Annotated in this window: 19 protein-coding genes and 1 riboswitch; all 19 genes read left to right on the forward strand. The window is 38.1% G+C overall.

The window, feature by feature from the left end; all coding sequences use genetic code 11:
* The first annotated feature begins 2 nt into the window (after positions 1-2).
* The 19 genes from plsX (at position 3) to ftsX (ending at position 16,392) form a co-directional block, all read left to right on the forward strand.
* Complete coding sequence (gene plsX / locus QZX60_RS02985) at positions 3-1,010, forward strand: phosphate acyltransferase PlsX (protein WP_295361227.1); 1,008 nt, start codon at positions 3-5, stop codon at positions 1,008-1,010.
* A 19-nt stretch (positions 1,011-1,029) separates the two neighbouring features.
* Entirely contained in the window at positions 1,030-1,257 is a 228-nt protein-coding gene (locus QZX60_RS02990) for an acyl carrier protein (RefSeq protein ID WP_154576654.1), read from the forward strand.
* Between the two features lie 65 nt (positions 1,258-1,322).
* On the forward strand, positions 1,323-1,991 hold the full coding sequence (gene rnc, locus QZX60_RS02995; protein WP_295361232.1) for a ribonuclease III: 669 nt from the start codon (positions 1,323-1,325) through the stop codon (positions 1,989-1,991).
* Positions 1,992-2,019: 28 nt separating this feature from the next.
* Positions 2,020-5,592: a chromosome segregation protein SMC gene (smc, locus tag QZX60_RS03000; protein WP_295361235.1), complete on the forward strand. Its 3,573-nt coding sequence runs from the start codon at positions 2,020-2,022 to the stop codon at positions 5,590-5,592.
* Between the two features lie 20 nt (positions 5,593-5,612).
* On the forward strand, positions 5,613-6,533 hold the full coding sequence (gene ftsY / locus QZX60_RS03005; protein WP_295361237.1) for a signal recognition particle-docking protein FtsY: 921 nt from the start codon (positions 5,613-5,615) through the stop codon (positions 6,531-6,533).
* A gap of 74 nt (positions 6,534-6,607) precedes the next feature.
* Positions 6,608-6,991: a DNA-binding protein gene (locus tag QZX60_RS03010; protein WP_295361240.1), complete on the forward strand. Its 384-nt coding sequence runs from the start codon at positions 6,608-6,610 to the stop codon at positions 6,989-6,991.
* A gap of 8 nt (positions 6,992-6,999) precedes the next feature.
* A complete protein-coding gene (gene ffh, locus QZX60_RS03015) occupies positions 7,000-8,343 on the forward strand; it encodes a signal recognition particle protein (RefSeq protein ID WP_295361383.1) in 1,344 nt (447 codons plus the stop codon).
* Between the two features lie 51 nt (positions 8,344-8,394).
* Positions 8,395-8,640 (forward strand): 30S ribosomal protein S16, encoded by a 246-nt coding sequence (rpsP, locus tag QZX60_RS03020; protein ID WP_295361244.1) that lies wholly within the window; start codon positions 8,395-8,397, stop codon positions 8,638-8,640.
* A gap of 15 nt (positions 8,641-8,655) precedes the next feature.
* Entirely contained in the window at positions 8,656-8,886 is a 231-nt protein-coding gene (locus QZX60_RS03025) for a KH domain-containing protein (protein ID WP_295361246.1), read from the forward strand.
* Positions 8,887-8,947: 61 nt separating this feature from the next.
* Positions 8,948-9,466: a ribosome maturation factor RimM gene (gene rimM / locus QZX60_RS03030; protein ID WP_295361249.1), complete on the forward strand. Its 519-nt coding sequence runs from the start codon at positions 8,948-8,950 to the stop codon at positions 9,464-9,466.
* Between the two features lie 9 nt (positions 9,467-9,475).
* The gene (gene trmD / locus QZX60_RS03035; protein ID WP_295361386.1) at positions 9,476-10,168 is read left to right on the forward strand and encodes a tRNA (guanosine(37)-N1)-methyltransferase TrmD; all 693 of its coding nucleotides are present in this window, start codon (positions 9,476-9,478) and stop codon (positions 10,166-10,168) included.
* Positions 10,169-10,276: 108 nt separating this feature from the next.
* Positions 10,277-10,618: a 50S ribosomal protein L19 gene (gene rplS, locus QZX60_RS03040; RefSeq protein ID WP_154576645.1), complete on the forward strand. Its 342-nt coding sequence runs from the start codon at positions 10,277-10,279 to the stop codon at positions 10,616-10,618.
* 64 nt (positions 10,619-10,682) lie between these two features.
* Positions 10,683-11,222 carry a signal peptidase I gene (lepB, locus tag QZX60_RS03045; RefSeq protein ID WP_295361253.1) on the forward strand — a complete coding sequence of 180 codons (540 nt, stop codon included), beginning with the start codon at positions 10,683-10,685 and terminating at the stop codon, positions 11,220-11,222.
* A 2-nt stretch (positions 11,223-11,224) separates the two neighbouring features.
* Positions 11,225-12,067: a ribosome biogenesis GTPase YlqF gene (gene ylqF, locus QZX60_RS03050; RefSeq protein ID WP_295361256.1), complete on the forward strand. Its 843-nt coding sequence runs from the start codon at positions 11,225-11,227 to the stop codon at positions 12,065-12,067.
* On the forward strand, positions 12,015-12,863 hold the full coding sequence (locus QZX60_RS03055; protein ID WP_295361259.1) for a ribonuclease HII: 849 nt from the start codon (positions 12,015-12,017) through the stop codon (positions 12,861-12,863). Before ylqF ends, QZX60_RS03055 begins: the two co-directional genes overlap by 53 nt.
* Positions 12,864-13,250, forward strand: a complete 387-nt coding sequence (locus QZX60_RS03060) for a YraN family protein (protein ID WP_295361262.1) — start codon at positions 12,864-12,866, stop codon at positions 13,248-13,250.
* A gap of 70 nt (positions 13,251-13,320) precedes the next feature.
* Positions 13,321-13,414: riboswitch (SAM riboswitch) on the forward strand.
* Positions 13,415-13,471: 57 nt separating this feature from the next.
* Positions 13,472-14,641: a methionine adenosyltransferase gene (gene metK / locus QZX60_RS03065; protein WP_295361389.1), complete on the forward strand. Its 1,170-nt coding sequence runs from the start codon at positions 13,472-13,474 to the stop codon at positions 14,639-14,641.
* Between the two features lie 160 nt (positions 14,642-14,801).
* Positions 14,802-15,488, forward strand: coding sequence for a cell division ATP-binding protein FtsE (gene ftsE / locus QZX60_RS03070; protein ID WP_295361264.1), 687 nt, complete (start codon positions 14,802-14,804; stop codon positions 15,486-15,488).
* Positions 15,481-16,392 (forward strand): permease-like cell division protein FtsX, encoded by a 912-nt coding sequence (gene ftsX, locus QZX60_RS03075; protein ID WP_295361266.1) that lies wholly within the window; start codon positions 15,481-15,483, stop codon positions 16,390-16,392. Before ftsE ends, ftsX begins: the two co-directional genes overlap by 8 nt.
* Positions 16,393-16,504: the final 112 nt, after the last annotated feature.

Genomic DNA, 16,504 nt, shown 5'->3' on the forward strand with positions numbered 1-16,504 from the left:
ATATGCATATCTTTGTGGATGCAATGGGTGGCGACTATGCCCCGAGAGAAATTGTTAAGGGCTGCGTCGATGCGGTCAATGAATATCATGTTCATTTGACCCTCGTCGGCGACGAGTCGGCGATCCGTGACGAGTTGTCTTTGGCAAAATATCCAAAAGAAGCTATCGATATTCTGCCGGCGAAGTCGGTGATTGGCTTTAATGAAGAACCTATGAAGGCGATTAGAGAAAAAAAGGATTCTTCGATCGTTGTCGGGTTAGATGCAGTCAATCAAGAAGAAGAAAATAGTGTGCTTGTGTCAGCCGGTTCAACAGGTGCCTTGTTGGCAGGCGGTCTCTTCAAGCTGGGGCGCATCAAAGGAATTAAAAGACCTGCTTTAGCAACGCCGCTTCCGACAAAAGATCATGTGACTTTACTTTTGGATTCAGGAGCGAACGCAGATTGTAAAGCAGAATACCTGCAGCAGTTTGGTATTTTAGGATCAATCTACTATCAAAATGTTTTTAACATTGCCTATCCGAAAGTTGCTTTACTTAACATAGGTACAGAAGAAGAAAAAGGCAGCGTTCTGGTTAAAAAAGCGTATCAGCTTTTATCAGAGACAAAGTCAATTAATTTTATTGGCAATATTGAATCTCGTGACGTCATGACCGGTGAAGCAGATATTATCGTCACAGATGGTTTTACCGGGAATATATTATTAAAACAGCTCGAGGGACTTTCCAGCTTTTTATTAAATGGATTAAAGCAAGCCATCTTAGGTTCGACCAGAGGTAAAATTGGCGGAGCACTCATAAAAAAAGATCTCCAATCTTTTAAGAAAGAATTTAGTTCTGATGAAGTGGGTGGTGCACCGTTTCTTGGCATACGCAATGGACTGATTAAGGCACATGGCAGCTCCAATGCTTATGCGATCAAAAATGCAATTAAGCAGGCAATTGCTTACATGGATGGCGACATCATAGCGAAAATTGAAAACACAATAAATAGTGAAATGCAGTCTAAATAATTAAATGGAGGATCAAACGATGAGTGATAAACTTGATCAGGTAAAAAACATCATTGCAGAACAGTTAGGTGTTTCTGAAGACGAAATCAGCGAAGATAGCAATTTGGTAGAAGATCTCGATGCAGATTCTTTGGATATTGTTGAACTGGTTATGGCTTTTGAAGATGAATTTGGTGTCAAGGTCCCAGATGATCAATTAGAAAACATCAAAACAGTCGGTGACATTATTAAAATTCTTGACGCTTAAATGAAACTTGATGAAGCTCCCATTTATATGGGAGCTTTTTCGTTAATATAAGGATTCTTTTAGAAATGGAAACTAATAAATTAGAAGAAGAAATCAATTATTATTTTGATGAAAAAAAATATCTAATCGAAGCGTTAACCCATAGTTCGTATGGAAAAAGCGACACGAACAATGAAAGATTGGAATATCTTGGAGATGCTGTTTTGGAATTATCTATTTCAGAATACTTGTACAAGCATTTCAATTTTTCTGAAGGAAAAATGACACGGCTTCGAGCAAGTATTGTATGCTCCGAATCTTTATCCAGAGCGGCAGCGAAAATCCATTTGGGCGATTTTCTATTATTGGGAAAAGGTGAAATCGCATCCGGAGGAAGACATCGCAGATCAATATTAGAGAATGCTTTTGAAGCTTTAATTGGTGCAGTGTTCCTAGATTCAGACTACGATCAAACAAAAAAAATCGCTTATTCTTTATTGGACGAAAACATACATTTAGCGCTTAGCGGACATTTGAATAATGATTATAAAACAGCCTTACAAGAGCTGATTCAACAACAAAAGGAGCATGTTATTGAATACGTTCTTGACCACACAACAGGGCCGGAACACGAAAAGAATTTTTACGTCTCCTTATTTATTAATGGGGAAAAATGCGGCGATGGCGTAGGGAAAACGAAAAAAGAGGCTGAACAGCAGGCTGCTAAAAATGTATTATATAAAAAATTAAATTAGATCTGTAATTAAAGGTGTAATAATATTTATGTATTTAAAATCGTTGCGAATGGTCGGATTTAAATCTTTCGCGAATTCCGTTGAACTCACTTTTGATCCTAATATCACAGCCATTATCGGTCCTAATGGAAGTGGCAAAAGCAATATCATCGATGCGATCCGGTGGGTTCTGGGAGAGCAAAGCAGTAAATCTCTGCGCGGAAAACAAATGGATGACGTTATTTTTTCGGGCACATCTTTTCATAATCCGATGGGATACGCAGAAGTGACGATTCTATTGGATAATTCGGACCGATATTTTAGCGAATTTCCTGACGAAGTCTCCATAACGCGCAGGCTCTTTAAAACAGGAGAATCCGCGTATCTGATTAATAATCAATCGGTTCGTTTGAGGGATATTCACGCGATATTTGCAGACACGGGTCTTGGAAAAAATGGCTACTCAATAGTAGGTCAAGGAAATATAGAAAATATTATTAACAGCGATCCGGATACTTTAAGGGGGATTATTGAAGAAGCGGTTGGCATCGTTAATTATAAATCCCGTGAGCATGAAGCACAAAAAGAATTAGATTCTGCTCAAGCGAATATGGAGCGGATTCAGGATTTGATGCTTGAATTGGAACGTCAGCGCACGCCATTATCGAAACAGGCGGAAAAAGCAAAGCGTTACCTTGACTTGAAAGAAAAGCTGAAAAGGTTAGATTTAATCTCGTTTCAAAAGGAATACCAAGCACTTGAAAGAAAAAAATCAGAAAATCAAAAAGCGCTCGATCAATGTAACGATGAAATCAATAAAATAAAAATAGACATACATGATGCGGACGCGCAATATCAACGATTACGTGTTCAGAAGAAGAAAATATTAGAATCTAAAAAAGAAAGTGATCTATTATTTAAAGAAATATCCAAGAACAACGTGAATGTTGAAAAAGACAAAGCGCGTATAGAAGAACAAATCAATCGCACAACATTTGAAATCGGCAGATGCAATGAACTCATAACAGATTTATCGACTCAAAAGGATGAGAATCAGAAAAAAATAGATGAGATAGCTGATGAGATCCAGGCGCTCCAAAAGGATAATGAGCGTTTAAGGCACGAACAAGCACTGCAGCAAAAAAAGGGCAATGAGCATGCGCAAGCTATTGGAAAAATTCAAGCTCAATTAACAAAAGCGCAGGGAATTGATAAGAATTTTCAATCTGAACGAGAAAAAAATAAAGATAAAATCGCACAATACGATTCAGAGTTATCAGTTATTGAAGAAAAAATCAATATTAGAATGCAGCACATACGGAATGAAAAAAATACCATTTCGGAAAATAAGAAGCATTATGAACGCGAGCACGCAAAGTTAGAACAAGATCAAAAGCAGGCTGCAGACATTCAAAGGCAATTATCAGAAGCACAAGAGACACTTAATCAATTAAAAGATGAAGAGAAAAAGCTATCGAAACAGATTTATCAACTCAGAAATGATCAATCACTTCTCAGGACTCGGACTGATTATCTTAAAAGGGTACAAAGCCAGTTCTTGGATTATGTGCCTGGGACAAGATGGATTATGAGCAGAAAAAGCTCAATGCCAAAACAAATACAACATAATATTTTTGGGCCCGTTGGCGATCTCATTGAAGTTCCGAACAATTTAATTTATGCAATAGATTCTGCTTTAGGAAGAAAGACTCAAAATATTATTGTTGCCGATGTTGACACGGCTCGTTATTGTATAGAATTATTAAAAAAGAATCGTTCTGGGCGTGTCACTTTTTTGCCTTTATCCAATTTAAAAAATAATCAGATTTCTGAAGGAGAAAAAAGCAGTTTTGCTCATTTTGAAGGCTATGTCGGTATTGCGTCTGACTTAATTCGATTTTCTCCTGAAATTCAGCCGGCGGTTGAAAGTTTATTGGGTAGAGTGATTGTGATCGACAAATTCGATGCGGCGAGACAAATGCGGCATGTTGTGAGATACTACATGATTGTGACCTTGGATGGTGAAATCTTTTATGCAGGCGGTGCAATTGTCGGTGGGAGGCAGAAAAAGAATCAAAGTACCTACCGATACAATAAAAAAGACGAGCTTAAAACCTATGCACTTCAAGAAAAGAAAATGGCTACGCAAATAGCAGATTGTGATCGTGAACTAGCTGTTGTACAGAAATCACGATCAACTCAACAGCAAAACTATTTGAAATTAAAGGCTCATGACGAAGAAGTTAAACGGCTTATTTTCGAAGAAAATCATAAAAGTAAGACATTAATCAAAACGAATTTAGATATACATACAAATATTGATCAAGAAGAAAAAGAATGTCAACAACTGAAAAATAGGTTCAGTGACATACAAAAATCAATCAAAAAAATTAAAGAGCTGATAACAAAAGACGATACTAACGATCATGCTGTTAATCAAAGCGATATTCAAAATCAATTAAATGCGCTGCATCAAAAGCAAAGGGAAAATGACCGGATCATTGCCAAATACAACATTGCAATTGCAAAAAATGATGAAGGCATTAAATTAAAAAAGAAACAATCAGAAAATGTAAAACAGCAAATTGATCAACTCATACAAAAAATTGAGGCTCAGATCACTCTCTCTAAAGAGCTTGAAATGGCTGCAAAACAAAGCAAAGCGTATTTGAAAGAAATCGATCAGTCGATTCTATTATTACAAAAGCAGGAAATTGACCGAAAAGAAAAGGCCAATTCATTTGCAGAGAGTGAAGCAAAAATAGACGAACAAATAGAGGATACCGACAGAAAAATTAGAACGTTAAATCATCAGCAGGTTTTGCAAAATGAAGAATTGAACAAGCTGCAAATCGCATCACACCGCATATTAACGGTAGGACAAAATATGTCCGACAAAATGATGAGACGTTACGATATGAATCTCACGATGATTAGTGATTGGCTGAGAAATAAAAATTGGGACGAAACGGCTGTTGACAAGTCGTCTATTCAGTCTTTAGAACAGCAAATTAAAGATCTGGGCAATGTCAATGTGAATGCAATTGAAGATTACGAAGAGATCAATCAAAGATATCTTTTTATTCAAAATCAATATTACGATCTATTAAAATCAAAAGAGAAAATAGAAAAAATGATTCAGGACCTTCAAAAAGAAATGACAGAAAGATTTGATTTTGAATTTAAAAAGCTTCAGTTGTATTTCTCACAAATATTTAAAGAATTGTTTGGCGGCGGAAAGGCAAACCTATTTTATATGGACCCTCAAAATATCCTACAAAGCGGTATTGGACTTGAAGCTCAGCCGCCTGGGAAAAATTTAAAACAGCTGTCGCTAATGTCAGGTGGGGAAAAAGCGATGACAGCAATTTGCCTACTGTTTGCCTTTTTAAAGCTTAATCCATCACCGTTTTGTATCATTGATGAGGTGGATGCGGCTCTAGATGATCAAAACATTTACCGCTTTACGACTTATTTAAAGAAAATTTATGATCAAACTCAATTCATATTAATTACGCATCGGAAAAACACATTAAAAATCTGCGATTCGATTTATGGAATTTCAATGACGAACACAGGCATTTCAAAAGTTGTCTCAGTAAAAATATCAGATTATATTTAATATTATAAAAGGAGAATAGAATGGCTTCTGTATTTAAAAAAATGCGCGATCGCGTTTCCAGCACGACAAAAAAATTCACTGAAAAAATTGATCATTTGCTTTATTACAAAGAATTAGACGAAGATTTTTTTGATGAACTGGAAGAAAATTTAATATTATCAGATATCAGTGTCAATACGGCGGAAACGATTGTCGAAGAACTGCAGGATAATATCAAGATAAAAAAATTGAAAACCACCGAAAGTGTCATTGAAGAACTTCAGAATATCATGATCCAGATGGTTGATATTCCGGAAGATCCGATTCAATTTCCTGCAATCACATTAGTTGTAGGGGTAAATGGCGTTGGAAAAACGACTACAATAGCTAAATTAGCTCAAAAGTATAAGAGTGAAGGGAAAAAAGTAGTGCTCGCTGCGGCAGATACGTTTCGTGCAGCTGCTGTGGAACAACTAGAAACTTGGGCGGACCGAATCGGAGTTGATATCATCACAAGCCGTTCAGGAGCCGATCCGGCTTCAGTTGTTTTTGATGCGATTCATTCTGCTCAAGCTAAAAATGCGGATATATTGATTTGCGATACGGCTGGACGTCTGCATAACAAAGTCAATCTAATGAACGAATTAAATAAGCTGAATCGAATCTGCGAAAGAGAAAAGGGCGATTATCACATCCATAATGTCTTGGTTGTGGATGCGACAACGGGGCAAAACGCTTTAACGCAGGCCAAAACGTTTAATGATGCGGTTCCACTGAGTGGTATCATTATGACAAAGCTCGACGGCACAGCTAAAGGCGGCGTAATTATTCCTATTTTAAATGAATTGAAGATTCCAATTGAATATGTGGGTCTTGGAGAAAAAGCAGAAGATCTAATCCCATTTAATGCAAAGGATTTTGTTGAAATGTTGTACCATCCCGATGAAGATGCGAATTCATAATAAATTGTAAAGAAAAAGACTTGACACATCATGGAAAGATTTGTAAAATATATAAGTCTTTAGGAAAAAGGTCTATGTCAAAAGAAGAGTCGATCCAGAAAAAATATCAAGAACAGTTGCTTTTTGATTTCTATGGAGAATTGCTTTCGTCGAAATTAAAATTGCCATTATCGTATTACTATAACGATGATTATTCGGCGACTGAAATTGCTGAAATCGTGCAAATGACCAGACAAGGCGCATATGATGCCATTCGTAGAGGGCGCAATCAGCTGCAAAAATTTGAAAACAAACTCCATCTCGTAGAGCGGTTTGAAAAGACAAAAATTCTAATCGCCAATATTGAAACAGAGTTGGACGAGTTGCAAACGGATGAGATGATCAAACAATCGCCGGTAGCGATAAAGACGCTCAAAAAATTATCAAAAGAAATTGATGATTTTAAAGATGAATATTAGAGGAAACAATCATGTTTGAAGGGTTAAGCGAAAAATTTCAAAATGTATTCGCGGGAATGCGAAAAAAAGGCAAGCTTGATGAATCTGACATCAAGGCTGCAAATAGAGAAATCAAGTTAGCTCTCCTAGAAGCAGATGTCAACTTTAAAGTGGTTAAGTCCTTTACTAAGTCAGTCAGTGAACGAGCAAAAGGCGAAGAAGTTCTTAAATCTTTAACACCAGGGCAGCAATACGTTAAAGTTGTCAATGAAGAAATGGTGAAGATGCTCGGCGGTGAAGATCAAAAACTTGAGATTTCAAAAGATAAAATGAATGTCTTTATGATGATTGGTCTTCAAGGGGCCGGGAAAACAACCACAGCGGCAAAAATTGCCAATTTATTGAGAAAAGAAGCTTCGTTAAGGCCGCTGCTCGTCGCTGCTGATGTGTACAGACCTGCAGCAATTGAACAGTTAAAAGTTCTGGGAAAAGAACTGGGCATACCTGTTTATTCCGATGAGGCAAATCAAAATCCAGTCGAAATAGCGGAAGAAGCGAAGAAAATTGCAGCAGGTAAGGGCTATAATTTAGTTATTATCGATACCGCTGGCCGTTTACAGATTGACGAGACATTGATGCAGGAGTTATCTGATATCGATCAGGCCATCCAACCGACAGAAAAATTGCTGGTTGTTGATGGAATGACAGGTCAGGAATCCGTAAATGTTTCACAAACCTTCGATGAAAAACTAGGTATAACTGGTGTGGTCTTGACAAAACTTGATGGCGATACCAGAGGCGGCGCGGCTCTGTCTGTCGCGTACACCACGCAAAAACCGATTGTTTTTATCGGAACTGGTGAAAAGCTATCAGATATTGAATCTTTTCATCCAGACCGAATGGCTTCCCGTATTTTGGGAATGGGCGATGTGCTTTCATTAATCGATAAAGCACAAGGGATGGTCGATGAAGAAGAAGCCAGAATTATGGAACAAAAGATACGCAATGCATCTTTTGATCTCAATGACTTCCTTGATCAGCTCCATCAGCTCCAAAAAATGGGTTCCATTTCAAGCCTGCTTGAAATGATGCCAGGTGTGAATAAGAAAGCTCTGGCTGGCTTAGATATGGCAGCTACAGAAAAACAAATGAGTAGAACCGAAGCCATTATTTTTTCGATGACGCCGGAAGAAAGAGAAAAACCGGATATCATCAATGGCAGCCGACGTAAACGGATTGCAAATGGCAGTGGGACCAGTGTTGCTGATGTTAACCGCCTGTTAAAGGGATTTGAACAAAGCAGGAAAATGATGAAACAGATGGGCAACATGGGTAAGAAAAAAAGAGGAAGAATGAAATTGCCGTTTATGTAATAATAATGTTATTACTGAACATAGAGATAGCAAAAATGAAAGGAGTCAAAAATGGCAGTAAAAATCAGAATGAAACGGATGGGAAAGAAAAAGAGCCCATTTTATCGTTTAGTTGTTGCTGATATCAGAGCACCAAGAGATGGAAAGTTCATCGAAGAAGTCGGCTATTACAATCCAACTGTCGAACCGCCTGTAATTAAAATTGACGGTGATGCGGTTAAAAAATGGATTTCAAATGGCGCTAAACCATCTGCTACAGTAAAGGCGCTTTTACAAAAAGAAAACATCATCGACTAATCAGGAGCACTTTTTATGAAAGAACTGGTTGAGGTGATCGTTAAAGCACTCGTGGATGATCCCGATGCTGTAGAAGTGACTGAAAGTGAAAAGCATAATGAAATTATTCTTGAACTTCACGTTGCCGATCGCGATATGGGCCGAGTCATTGGTCGTCAAGGCAGGATTGCGAAAGCGATCCGTTCTGTCTTGAAGGCGATGGGAAGTAAAGAAAATAAACGCGTTATGCTGAATATTGTAGATTAATAATTAATATCGAAGGATGATTCGTGCAAGCGAATCATTTTTTTATATCTTGGGAAATCGAATGAAACAATTATTAACAATTGGAAAAATAACAGGTGCTCACGGTATTCGAGGAGAGATGCGCGTCATGCCAATGCTGGACGTTATAGAGCAGTTTTTCTCATTTAAAACGGTTTATATTCAAAAAAAGGGGAATAAACCGCAGAAAATGAATGTACAAAACGTGAGATTACATAAAAACATGGTGCTGCTCACATTGGAAGGTATTAAAAGTAGAAATGACGCGGAAGCATTAATCAACACAACGGTCTGCATCGATCGCAGCCAGGATCAATTAGAAGAAGATGAAGTGTATATTGCTGATCTTATTGGTATTCGGGTTTTCGACAAAAAAAATAGTGAAATAGGAAAAATTACGGATGTGTTAACTAATACAGGATCAGTTGATACGCTTGAGATTCAGCTCAGGAATAAAGCGAAAAAAATTTATGTTCCTTTTAGAAAATGCTATTTTTATCAGTGGGATTTAGATCAAGGAACGATGTTGGCCGATATTCCTGAAGAATTTTTTGATTTATAAATAGCTATGATGGACTTATATTTTTTGACGTTATTCCCAGATATTATTAATCAATACTTTTCTGAAAGTATTATGAAGCGCGCACTGGAAGATCATATTATACAGGTTCATGCAATTGATATTCGGGATTTTGCAAATAACAAGCACAATCGCGTAGATGATTACCCTTATGGCGGCGGTGCTGGAATGGTCATGCAGGCGCCGCCGATCATAAGAGCTATTAAAAGCATTGAGGATTATCAGGAGATTCCAATTATTTTTTTGACGCCCTCAGGTACACCATTTAATACGGAAGAGTGTCAAAAATTAACCTTAAGGTTAAAAGAGCGCAAGCGCTTTATATTTTTATGCGGCCATTACGAAGGTGTTGATCAACGCGTCATCGATCGTTATGTAACTGACGAATATTCTATAGGCGACTACGTTTTAACTGGAGGTGAGCTTCCCGCTCTTGTTATGGCTGACAGCATTATCAGACACCTTCAAGGTGTCTTGGGAAACGATGAAAGTTTAACGGAGGAATCTTTTGAAAGTAATCTACTCGAATATCCGCAATACACGAGGCCGCAGCAAGTTGAGGGGATGGCGGTGCCAGAAGTTTTACTTTCTGGGAATCACGCTCAGATAAAAAAATGGCGAAAAGCTAAATCATTTGAGATTACGCAGAAAAAACGACCGGATTTATTAAAAAAAGAGAAATAGCTTGCAATTATGAATCGCTTCGATTAAAATTGATAAGTACTGTCTTGATGATCCGCTGGTATGGTTATACGAATGATCTTCAAATTTTCTACATAAAGGAGACAAGTTATGGATTTATTGAAAAAAGTTCAAGAAGACAACATGAAAAAAGAAGTCACACCATTTGAAGTGGGTGATACAGTTCGTGTTCATGTACGCGTTATTGAAGGAAAACGTGAAAGAATTCAGATGTTCGAAGGCGTTGTGCTGAAGAAACAGCACGGCGGCATTAACGAATCATTCACTGTTCGTAAATTATCATCTGGAATTGGCGTAGAAAGAACTTTCCCGGTACATTCTCCAAAGGTTGCTCAAATCGATGTTGTGCGCCGTGGTAAGGTCAGAAGAGCAAAATTAAATTATCTTCGCGATCGCGTTGGGAAAGCTGCAAGAGTTAAAAGCAGAGACTAATACACTTAATCATAAGGGTCCTTTATGGGCCCTTGTTTTGTATGCGATATTTTAGGGGGACAATATGTCGAAGAAACGAAAAGAAAACGAGGAAGAATCGGCAAGTATTAAGGATTGGATTATTTCTATTTTGATTGCAGTTGGTATCGCAATCGTGATTAAGATGTTCTTCTTTGATTTCGTAGTCGTACAAGGACCTTCAATGCAGCCGACATTACATCAAGGGCAGCGCCTCGTCATTAATAAAATTGAGTATCGGGTGGGTGAGCCTGATTATGGCGACATTGTCGTGTTGAGGTTTTCTCCTGGCGTAGATTACGTCAAGCGCGTCATTGCAAAAGGCGGTGACACTATCGAAATTAAAAATATGAAAGTTTACCGCAATGGAAAACTTTTGAAAGAGTCTTATATCAGTCAAGAACCATACGGTGATTATCCAAAGACGACCGTTCCAAAGGGAAAATATTTTGTCATGGGTGATAACCGCGCTAACAGTTCTGACAGTAGATTTACTTCCTTAGGGTTCGTAGATAGTAAAGATATGATCGGTCACGTGGTGTTTAGATTTTGGCCCTTTAATAAATGGGGAAAAATAGGTAACTAACAATGGCAACAACATCGAAGCAGCTGCAGTGGTATCCGGGGCATATGGCCAAAGCAACGCGCCAAATTAAAGAGAAATTAAAACTAGTCGACACGATTATCGAAATATTGGACGCACGTGTCCCTTTCGCAAGTCGTAATCCGGATATTGCACAGCTCCTTAAAAAGCGGAAAAAAACGCATATTATTTTATTAAATAAATCTGATTTAGCTGATCCGAAAAGGACCAAACAATGGATCAGCGCAATTAAAAAGGAAACGACAGCTCAACATGTGATGGCATTTACGGCTTATAGCCGAGGTGATCGATCAAAGCTGATGAATGTGCTGCAGCAAAGCCAATCAAAAAAATGCTTGATCTGTGGCATCCCTAATGTTGGGAAAAGTGCCATTATCAATACTTTGGCAAATAAAAAGAAGGCAGTTACAGGAAATAAACCTGGCGTCACCAAAGGACAGCAGTGGATTCAAACTGAAGGAAAAATCATGCTGTTAGATACACCGGGTATTTTGTGGCCCAAATTTGATTCAGAACGTATTGGAAACGAGCTGGCATGGATTGGTGCGATAAAAGATACGATTTTCGAAAAAGAAAATCTCGCTGGTGAGCTCATAAAATTTATGATGCAGTATTATCCGGACCGTATTCAAGATCGGTATCAACTTGAAGATATTTCGGGGAAAAAACCTTGGAAAATTTTTGATATGATCTGTGAAGAAAAAAAACTGCTTGTGCGGGGCGGTGAGTACGATTATGGCCGTGCTTCAAATATGCTTTTGACAGACATAAAAAATGGAAAATTCGGAAGAATTACAATTGACATGCCAGAGAGCGACACCGAGTAAAATCATGATGCAACATTTTGATCAAATGCAGCTTTCTAAAATGACCATTAAAGAAATCGACAATTGGATTAGTCAAATTTCAGAAAATGAGCTGTCTCAAATTTTAACATGTCTGGAAAAAGACTCAAGAAAAGGCGTGCAGGCACTTGTGAAGAAAAAGAGAAGACAAGTGCAGAGAACAATTGCCAATCTCGAAAAAATTCATCAGAAAAAGCAACTTGAAGATGAGTTAATGTCTCAAGGCTTTCAGTTTATTGCGGGCATTGATGAAGTTGGACGAGGCCCTCTGGCGGGACCGGTCGTTGCAGCAGCAGTCATTATGCCAAAAGAGTCGTGTATATTGGGGATTGATGATTCAAAAAAACTTTCGGAAAAAACGAGAGAAAAGCTCAACCTGAAAATAAGAAAAGAAGCAATTGCCATTGGAATCGGGCAGGTTGAACCACAAATAATCGATCAAATCAATATACTAGAAGCGACAAAATTAGCAATGAACAATGCCGTTGAACAACTTCATCCCAGCCCTGATTTGTTATTAATCGATGCGGTTCAATTGCCTTCAGATATTCCGGTTAAAGCCATGATACATGGAGATGAAAGATGTTATTCAATCGGTGCGGCAAGTATCGTGGCAAAAGTTTATCGTGACAATTTGATGAAAGAATACGCAAAACAATTTCCTCAATATGGATTCGAAAGCAATAAAGGCTATGGCTCAGCGGAACATATAGCCGCTATTCGTCGATTTGGTGCAACACCGATTCACAGAAAAACTTTTATTAAAAATTTTATGTAGATGGACAAAAAATTAAATCGCAAAAAAGGGAATTGGGCTGAAGATGTAGCTGCATTTTACTTGGAAAAATACAAAAATCATCAAATCGTCGCGAGAAATTATTCTGATAAAACCGGCGAGATTGATATTATTTCAAAAATTGACCAGATGTACGTTTTTACAGAGGTTAAATACAGAGCGAATATGCATCATGGCACTCCCGGACAAGCTGTAAATTTTAGAAAACAAGAACATATCATTAGAACGGCCATTTTATATTTACAAAAAAGAAGAGTAATAAATCCGAGAATCCGTTTTGATGTCGTAGAAGTCGTTGGAACGAATAAAGAAAATGTAAGGGTACGGCATATTGAAAATGCATTCACTTCATATGGATATTATCTATAGTGAAATAATTATAAAGAAATCTTGACAAAAGAATTGCAGAGCGTTATTATGAACACCGCAATTGAAAAATAACCTATCTAGAGCGGCGGAGGGAAAGGCCCAATGAAGCCCGGCAACCAGCAAAAGTATGGTGCTAATACCTTCAGGAAACTGAATGATGGGATGAAAGAATCCCACTCGTTACAAAGTGGGATTTTTTAATATAACATACAAAAGGAGATATTATGAAAAGATTATTTACTTCTGAATCAGTAACAGAAGGACATCCAGACAAAATCTGCGATCAAATTTCAGACGCAGTTTTAGACGCGATCATGGAAAAGGATCCTATGGGACGTGTCGCTTGTGAAACATCTGTTGCGACTGGTTTAGTTTTGGTGACTGGCGAAATTACAACGAACTGCTACATTGATATCCCGAAAATTGCTAGAGAAACCATTCGAGAAATTGGTTACGATCGCGCAAAATATGGCTTTGACTGCGATACCTGCGCGGTCTTAACATCAATCGATGAACAGTCAAGCGACATCGCAATGGGCGTTGATGAATCTCTTGAATCAAAAGAAGGCGGAGATATGAACACCGGCGCAGGCGATCAAGGTATGATGTTTGGCTTCGCGTGCGATGAAACGCCGGAATTGATGCCGATGCCAATTTCGTTAGCACATAAATTGACGAAACAGTTAGCAAAGGTCAGAAAGAGCGGCCAGCTCGATTATCTGCGCCCAGATGGGAAATCGCAGGTGACTGTTGAATACGACGGCAACACACCGGTTAGAGTGGATACGGTTGTGATCTCTACGCAGCACAGTGCAGAAGTCGATTCAAAGACAATTCGTCACGATGTGATCGAATATGTCATCAAACCTGTTATCGATGCTGATATGATGGATGACGATACGAAAATTTTTGTCAATCCGACCGGAAGATTTGTGATCGGTGGTCCTCAGGGAGACGCTGGCTTAACCGGAAGAAAAATCATCGTCGATACCTATGGTGGTGTAGGCCGTCATGGCGGTGGCGCATTCTCCGGAAAGGATCCGACAAAGGTTGACCGTTCCGCAGCTTATGCAGCAAGATGGATTGCTAAAAATATCGTTGCAGCAAAATTAGCTAAACGCTGCGAAGTACAGCTTGCTTATGCGATTGGGGTTGCTAAACCAGTTTCCATTTTCGTAGATACCTTTGGTACAGGTGCCGTGCCCGATGATAAAATCGTCGAATTAATTGAAGAAAATGTTGACCTGAGACCGGATGCAATCATTAAAAATTTAGATCTTAGAAGACCAATTTACAAACAAACAGCTGCCTATGGTCACTTCGGCAGAGATGACTTGAATCTACCGTGGGAACAGTTAACATTAGTTGATACCTTTAAACAAGCGCTTTAATGCGGACACTTGAGACACGTTAGTTAGACGTGTCTCTTTTTTTAAAGAACGCTGAAATAATTTGTATATTATGAATTCTTGAGTTATACTAAACTAGAAAAATTAAGCATTCGCATTGTAAAAGCGAGTTTTAAATCGATTGATATAGAAAGAGTACACTATGATAGAATTTGATAATGTTACAAAAACATATGAAAAAAACGAAAAAGATGCGCTGAAGGATATCAATCTGCGTATTGAATCTGGAGAATTTGTCTTTTTAGTGGGACGTAGTGGCGCTGGAAAGTCGACATTTATTAAATTATTGCTGAGAGAAATTGATGCAACGAGCGGCGTTGTCCGTATTAAGGGACATGATATTTCAAAACTGTCAAAGGCACAAATTCCTTATTTGCGAAGAAAATTAGGCGTTGTTTTCCAGGATTTCCGTTTATTGGAAAACAAAAATGTTTATGAAAATGTTGCCTACGCCATGGAAATTATCGGACGTCCAGAAAAGAAGATTCGAAAAAAGGTGCCGCTTGCATTAAGCATGGTGGGCTTATCAGATCGGATGTACCACTATCCCAATGAGCTCTCTGGTGGGGAACAGCAGCGGGTTGTTATTGCGAGAGCAATTATCAACAATCCGAGTATATTGATTTGTGACGAACCGACAGGGAATTTGGACCCGGAAACATCGAAGGATATTATGCGTATTTTGCTCGAAATTAACAGACATGGCACGACGACAGTGGTTGTTACGCATGACATGAATATCGTTAAACTTTTAAATAAGCGAGTTTTAACACTTGAAGATGGCAGGCTAACCGGGGACAGCAGCAAAGGTGGGATTGTGAATGTTTAATCTTCGAAGATCTACAATTCGCGATGCCGGGCAGAGTTTGCGGCGAAATTCGTTAATGAGCTTGGCTTCCATTATTTCAATGACTGCTGCGTTAATCATTTTGGGCATCTTTTTAGTCATTACAATGAATATTCGGCAAATTACTAAACACGTTGAGGGTAATCTGCAAATCCAGGTGTATATGACAGAAAACTGCACACAACAGCAGAAAGATGGATTGAAAAATTATTTAAATTCAAATAATTTGATTCAATCTGTCAAATACGAATCTAAGGCGACAGCATTAAAGAATTTCTCTAACCAGTTGAATAGTTCATCAGATTTAACTGATACGTTTAACGCTAAAAATAACCCTATGCCGGAGTCGTACATCGTTAGAGCAAAAAATGCAGACAATCTCGGTAAGATAAAAAAGCAAATTTCACAGTACAACAAAAAAAATAATGCGGGAATTGAATACATTAAATACGGAAAAGATTATATTAAGGCGTTGACTAATTTTAGTCATTTTATTAATCTGTTTTGTATTTTTGTAGTAATTGTCTTGTCTGTTATTTCTTATTTCTTGATTTACAATACGATCAAATTGACAGTATTTGCAAGAAGAAAAGAAATAGGCATTATGAAGTATGTCGGTGCTACGGACGGTTATATTCGAGCTCCGTTTATTTTAGAAGGGGCATTCTTAGGCATTATTGCAGCGTTAGCGGCCACTTTAGCTGTGCGTACTGGATATTTCTATATTCTAGGCTATCTAAGCGGTAATGCGTTGCTCCCAATTACGGCTAATTTGTCCTCGCCTGCTGCCCTGATTGGACAAATTGTTATTTTCTTTTTAGTGTACGGTATTTTGATCGGTACGATTGGAAGCCGTGTTGCGATTAGAAAGTTCTTAGATGTTTAATTTATTTGAATAGCGCGGAAATATTTACGTCCCCCCAATTGTATTGAGTTTATAAACTCATGAAAGATTAGCAATTGGGGGGCTTATTATATTTATATTAGTGGAATCAATC

Origin of the sequence: uncultured Pseudoramibacter sp. (assembly GCF_903789625.1) — a bacterium.
Taxonomy (GTDB): domain Bacteria; phylum Bacillota; class Clostridia; order Eubacteriales; family Eubacteriaceae; genus Pseudoramibacter; species Pseudoramibacter fermentans.

Bases quoted from the DNA above. Each gene is read 5' to 3' on its own strand.
- plsX (WP_295361227.1), top strand. From the start codon at position 3: ATGCATATCTTTGTGGATGCAATGGGTGGCGACTATGCCCCGAGAGAA.
- QZX60_RS02990 (WP_154576654.1), top strand. From the start codon at position 1,030: ATGAGTGATAAACTTGATCAGGTAAAAAACATCATTGCAGAACAGTTA.
- rnc (WP_295361232.1), top strand. From the start codon at position 1,323: ATGGAAACTAATAAATTAGAAGAAGAAATCAATTATTATTTTGATGAA.
- smc (WP_295361235.1), top strand. From the start codon at position 2,020: ATGTATTTAAAATCGTTGCGAATGGTCGGATTTAAATCTTTCGCGAAT.
- ftsY (WP_295361237.1), top strand. From the start codon at position 5,613: ATGGCTTCTGTATTTAAAAAAATGCGCGATCGCGTTTCCAGCACGACA.
- QZX60_RS03010 (WP_295361240.1), top strand. From the start codon at position 6,608: ATGTCAAAAGAAGAGTCGATCCAGAAAAAATATCAAGAACAGTTGCTT.
- rpsP (WP_295361244.1), top strand. From the start codon at position 8,395: ATGGCAGTAAAAATCAGAATGAAACGGATGGGAAAGAAAAAGAGCCCA.
- QZX60_RS03025 (WP_295361246.1), top strand. From the start codon at position 8,656: ATGAAAGAACTGGTTGAGGTGATCGTTAAAGCACTCGTGGATGATCCC.
- rimM (WP_295361249.1), top strand. From the start codon at position 8,948: ATGAAACAATTATTAACAATTGGAAAAATAACAGGTGCTCACGGTATT.
- trmD (WP_295361386.1), top strand. From the start codon at position 9,476: ATGGACTTATATTTTTTGACGTTATTCCCAGATATTATTAATCAATAC.
- rplS (WP_154576645.1), top strand. From the start codon at position 10,277: ATGGATTTATTGAAAAAAGTTCAAGAAGACAACATGAAAAAAGAAGTC.
- lepB (WP_295361253.1), top strand. From the start codon at position 10,683: ATGTCGAAGAAACGAAAAGAAAACGAGGAAGAATCGGCAAGTATTAAG.
- ylqF (WP_295361256.1), top strand. From the start codon at position 11,225: ATGGCAACAACATCGAAGCAGCTGCAGTGGTATCCGGGGCATATGGCC.
- QZX60_RS03055 (WP_295361259.1), top strand. From the start codon at position 12,015: ATGGAAAATTCGGAAGAATTACAATTGACATGCCAGAGAGCGACACCG.
- QZX60_RS03060 (WP_295361262.1), top strand. From the start codon at position 12,864: ATGGACAAAAAATTAAATCGCAAAAAAGGGAATTGGGCTGAAGATGTA.
- ftsE (WP_295361264.1), top strand. From the start codon at position 14,802: ATGATAGAATTTGATAATGTTACAAAAACATATGAAAAAAACGAAAAA.
- ftsX (WP_295361266.1), top strand. From the start codon at position 15,481: ATGTTTAATCTTCGAAGATCTACAATTCGCGATGCCGGGCAGAGTTTG.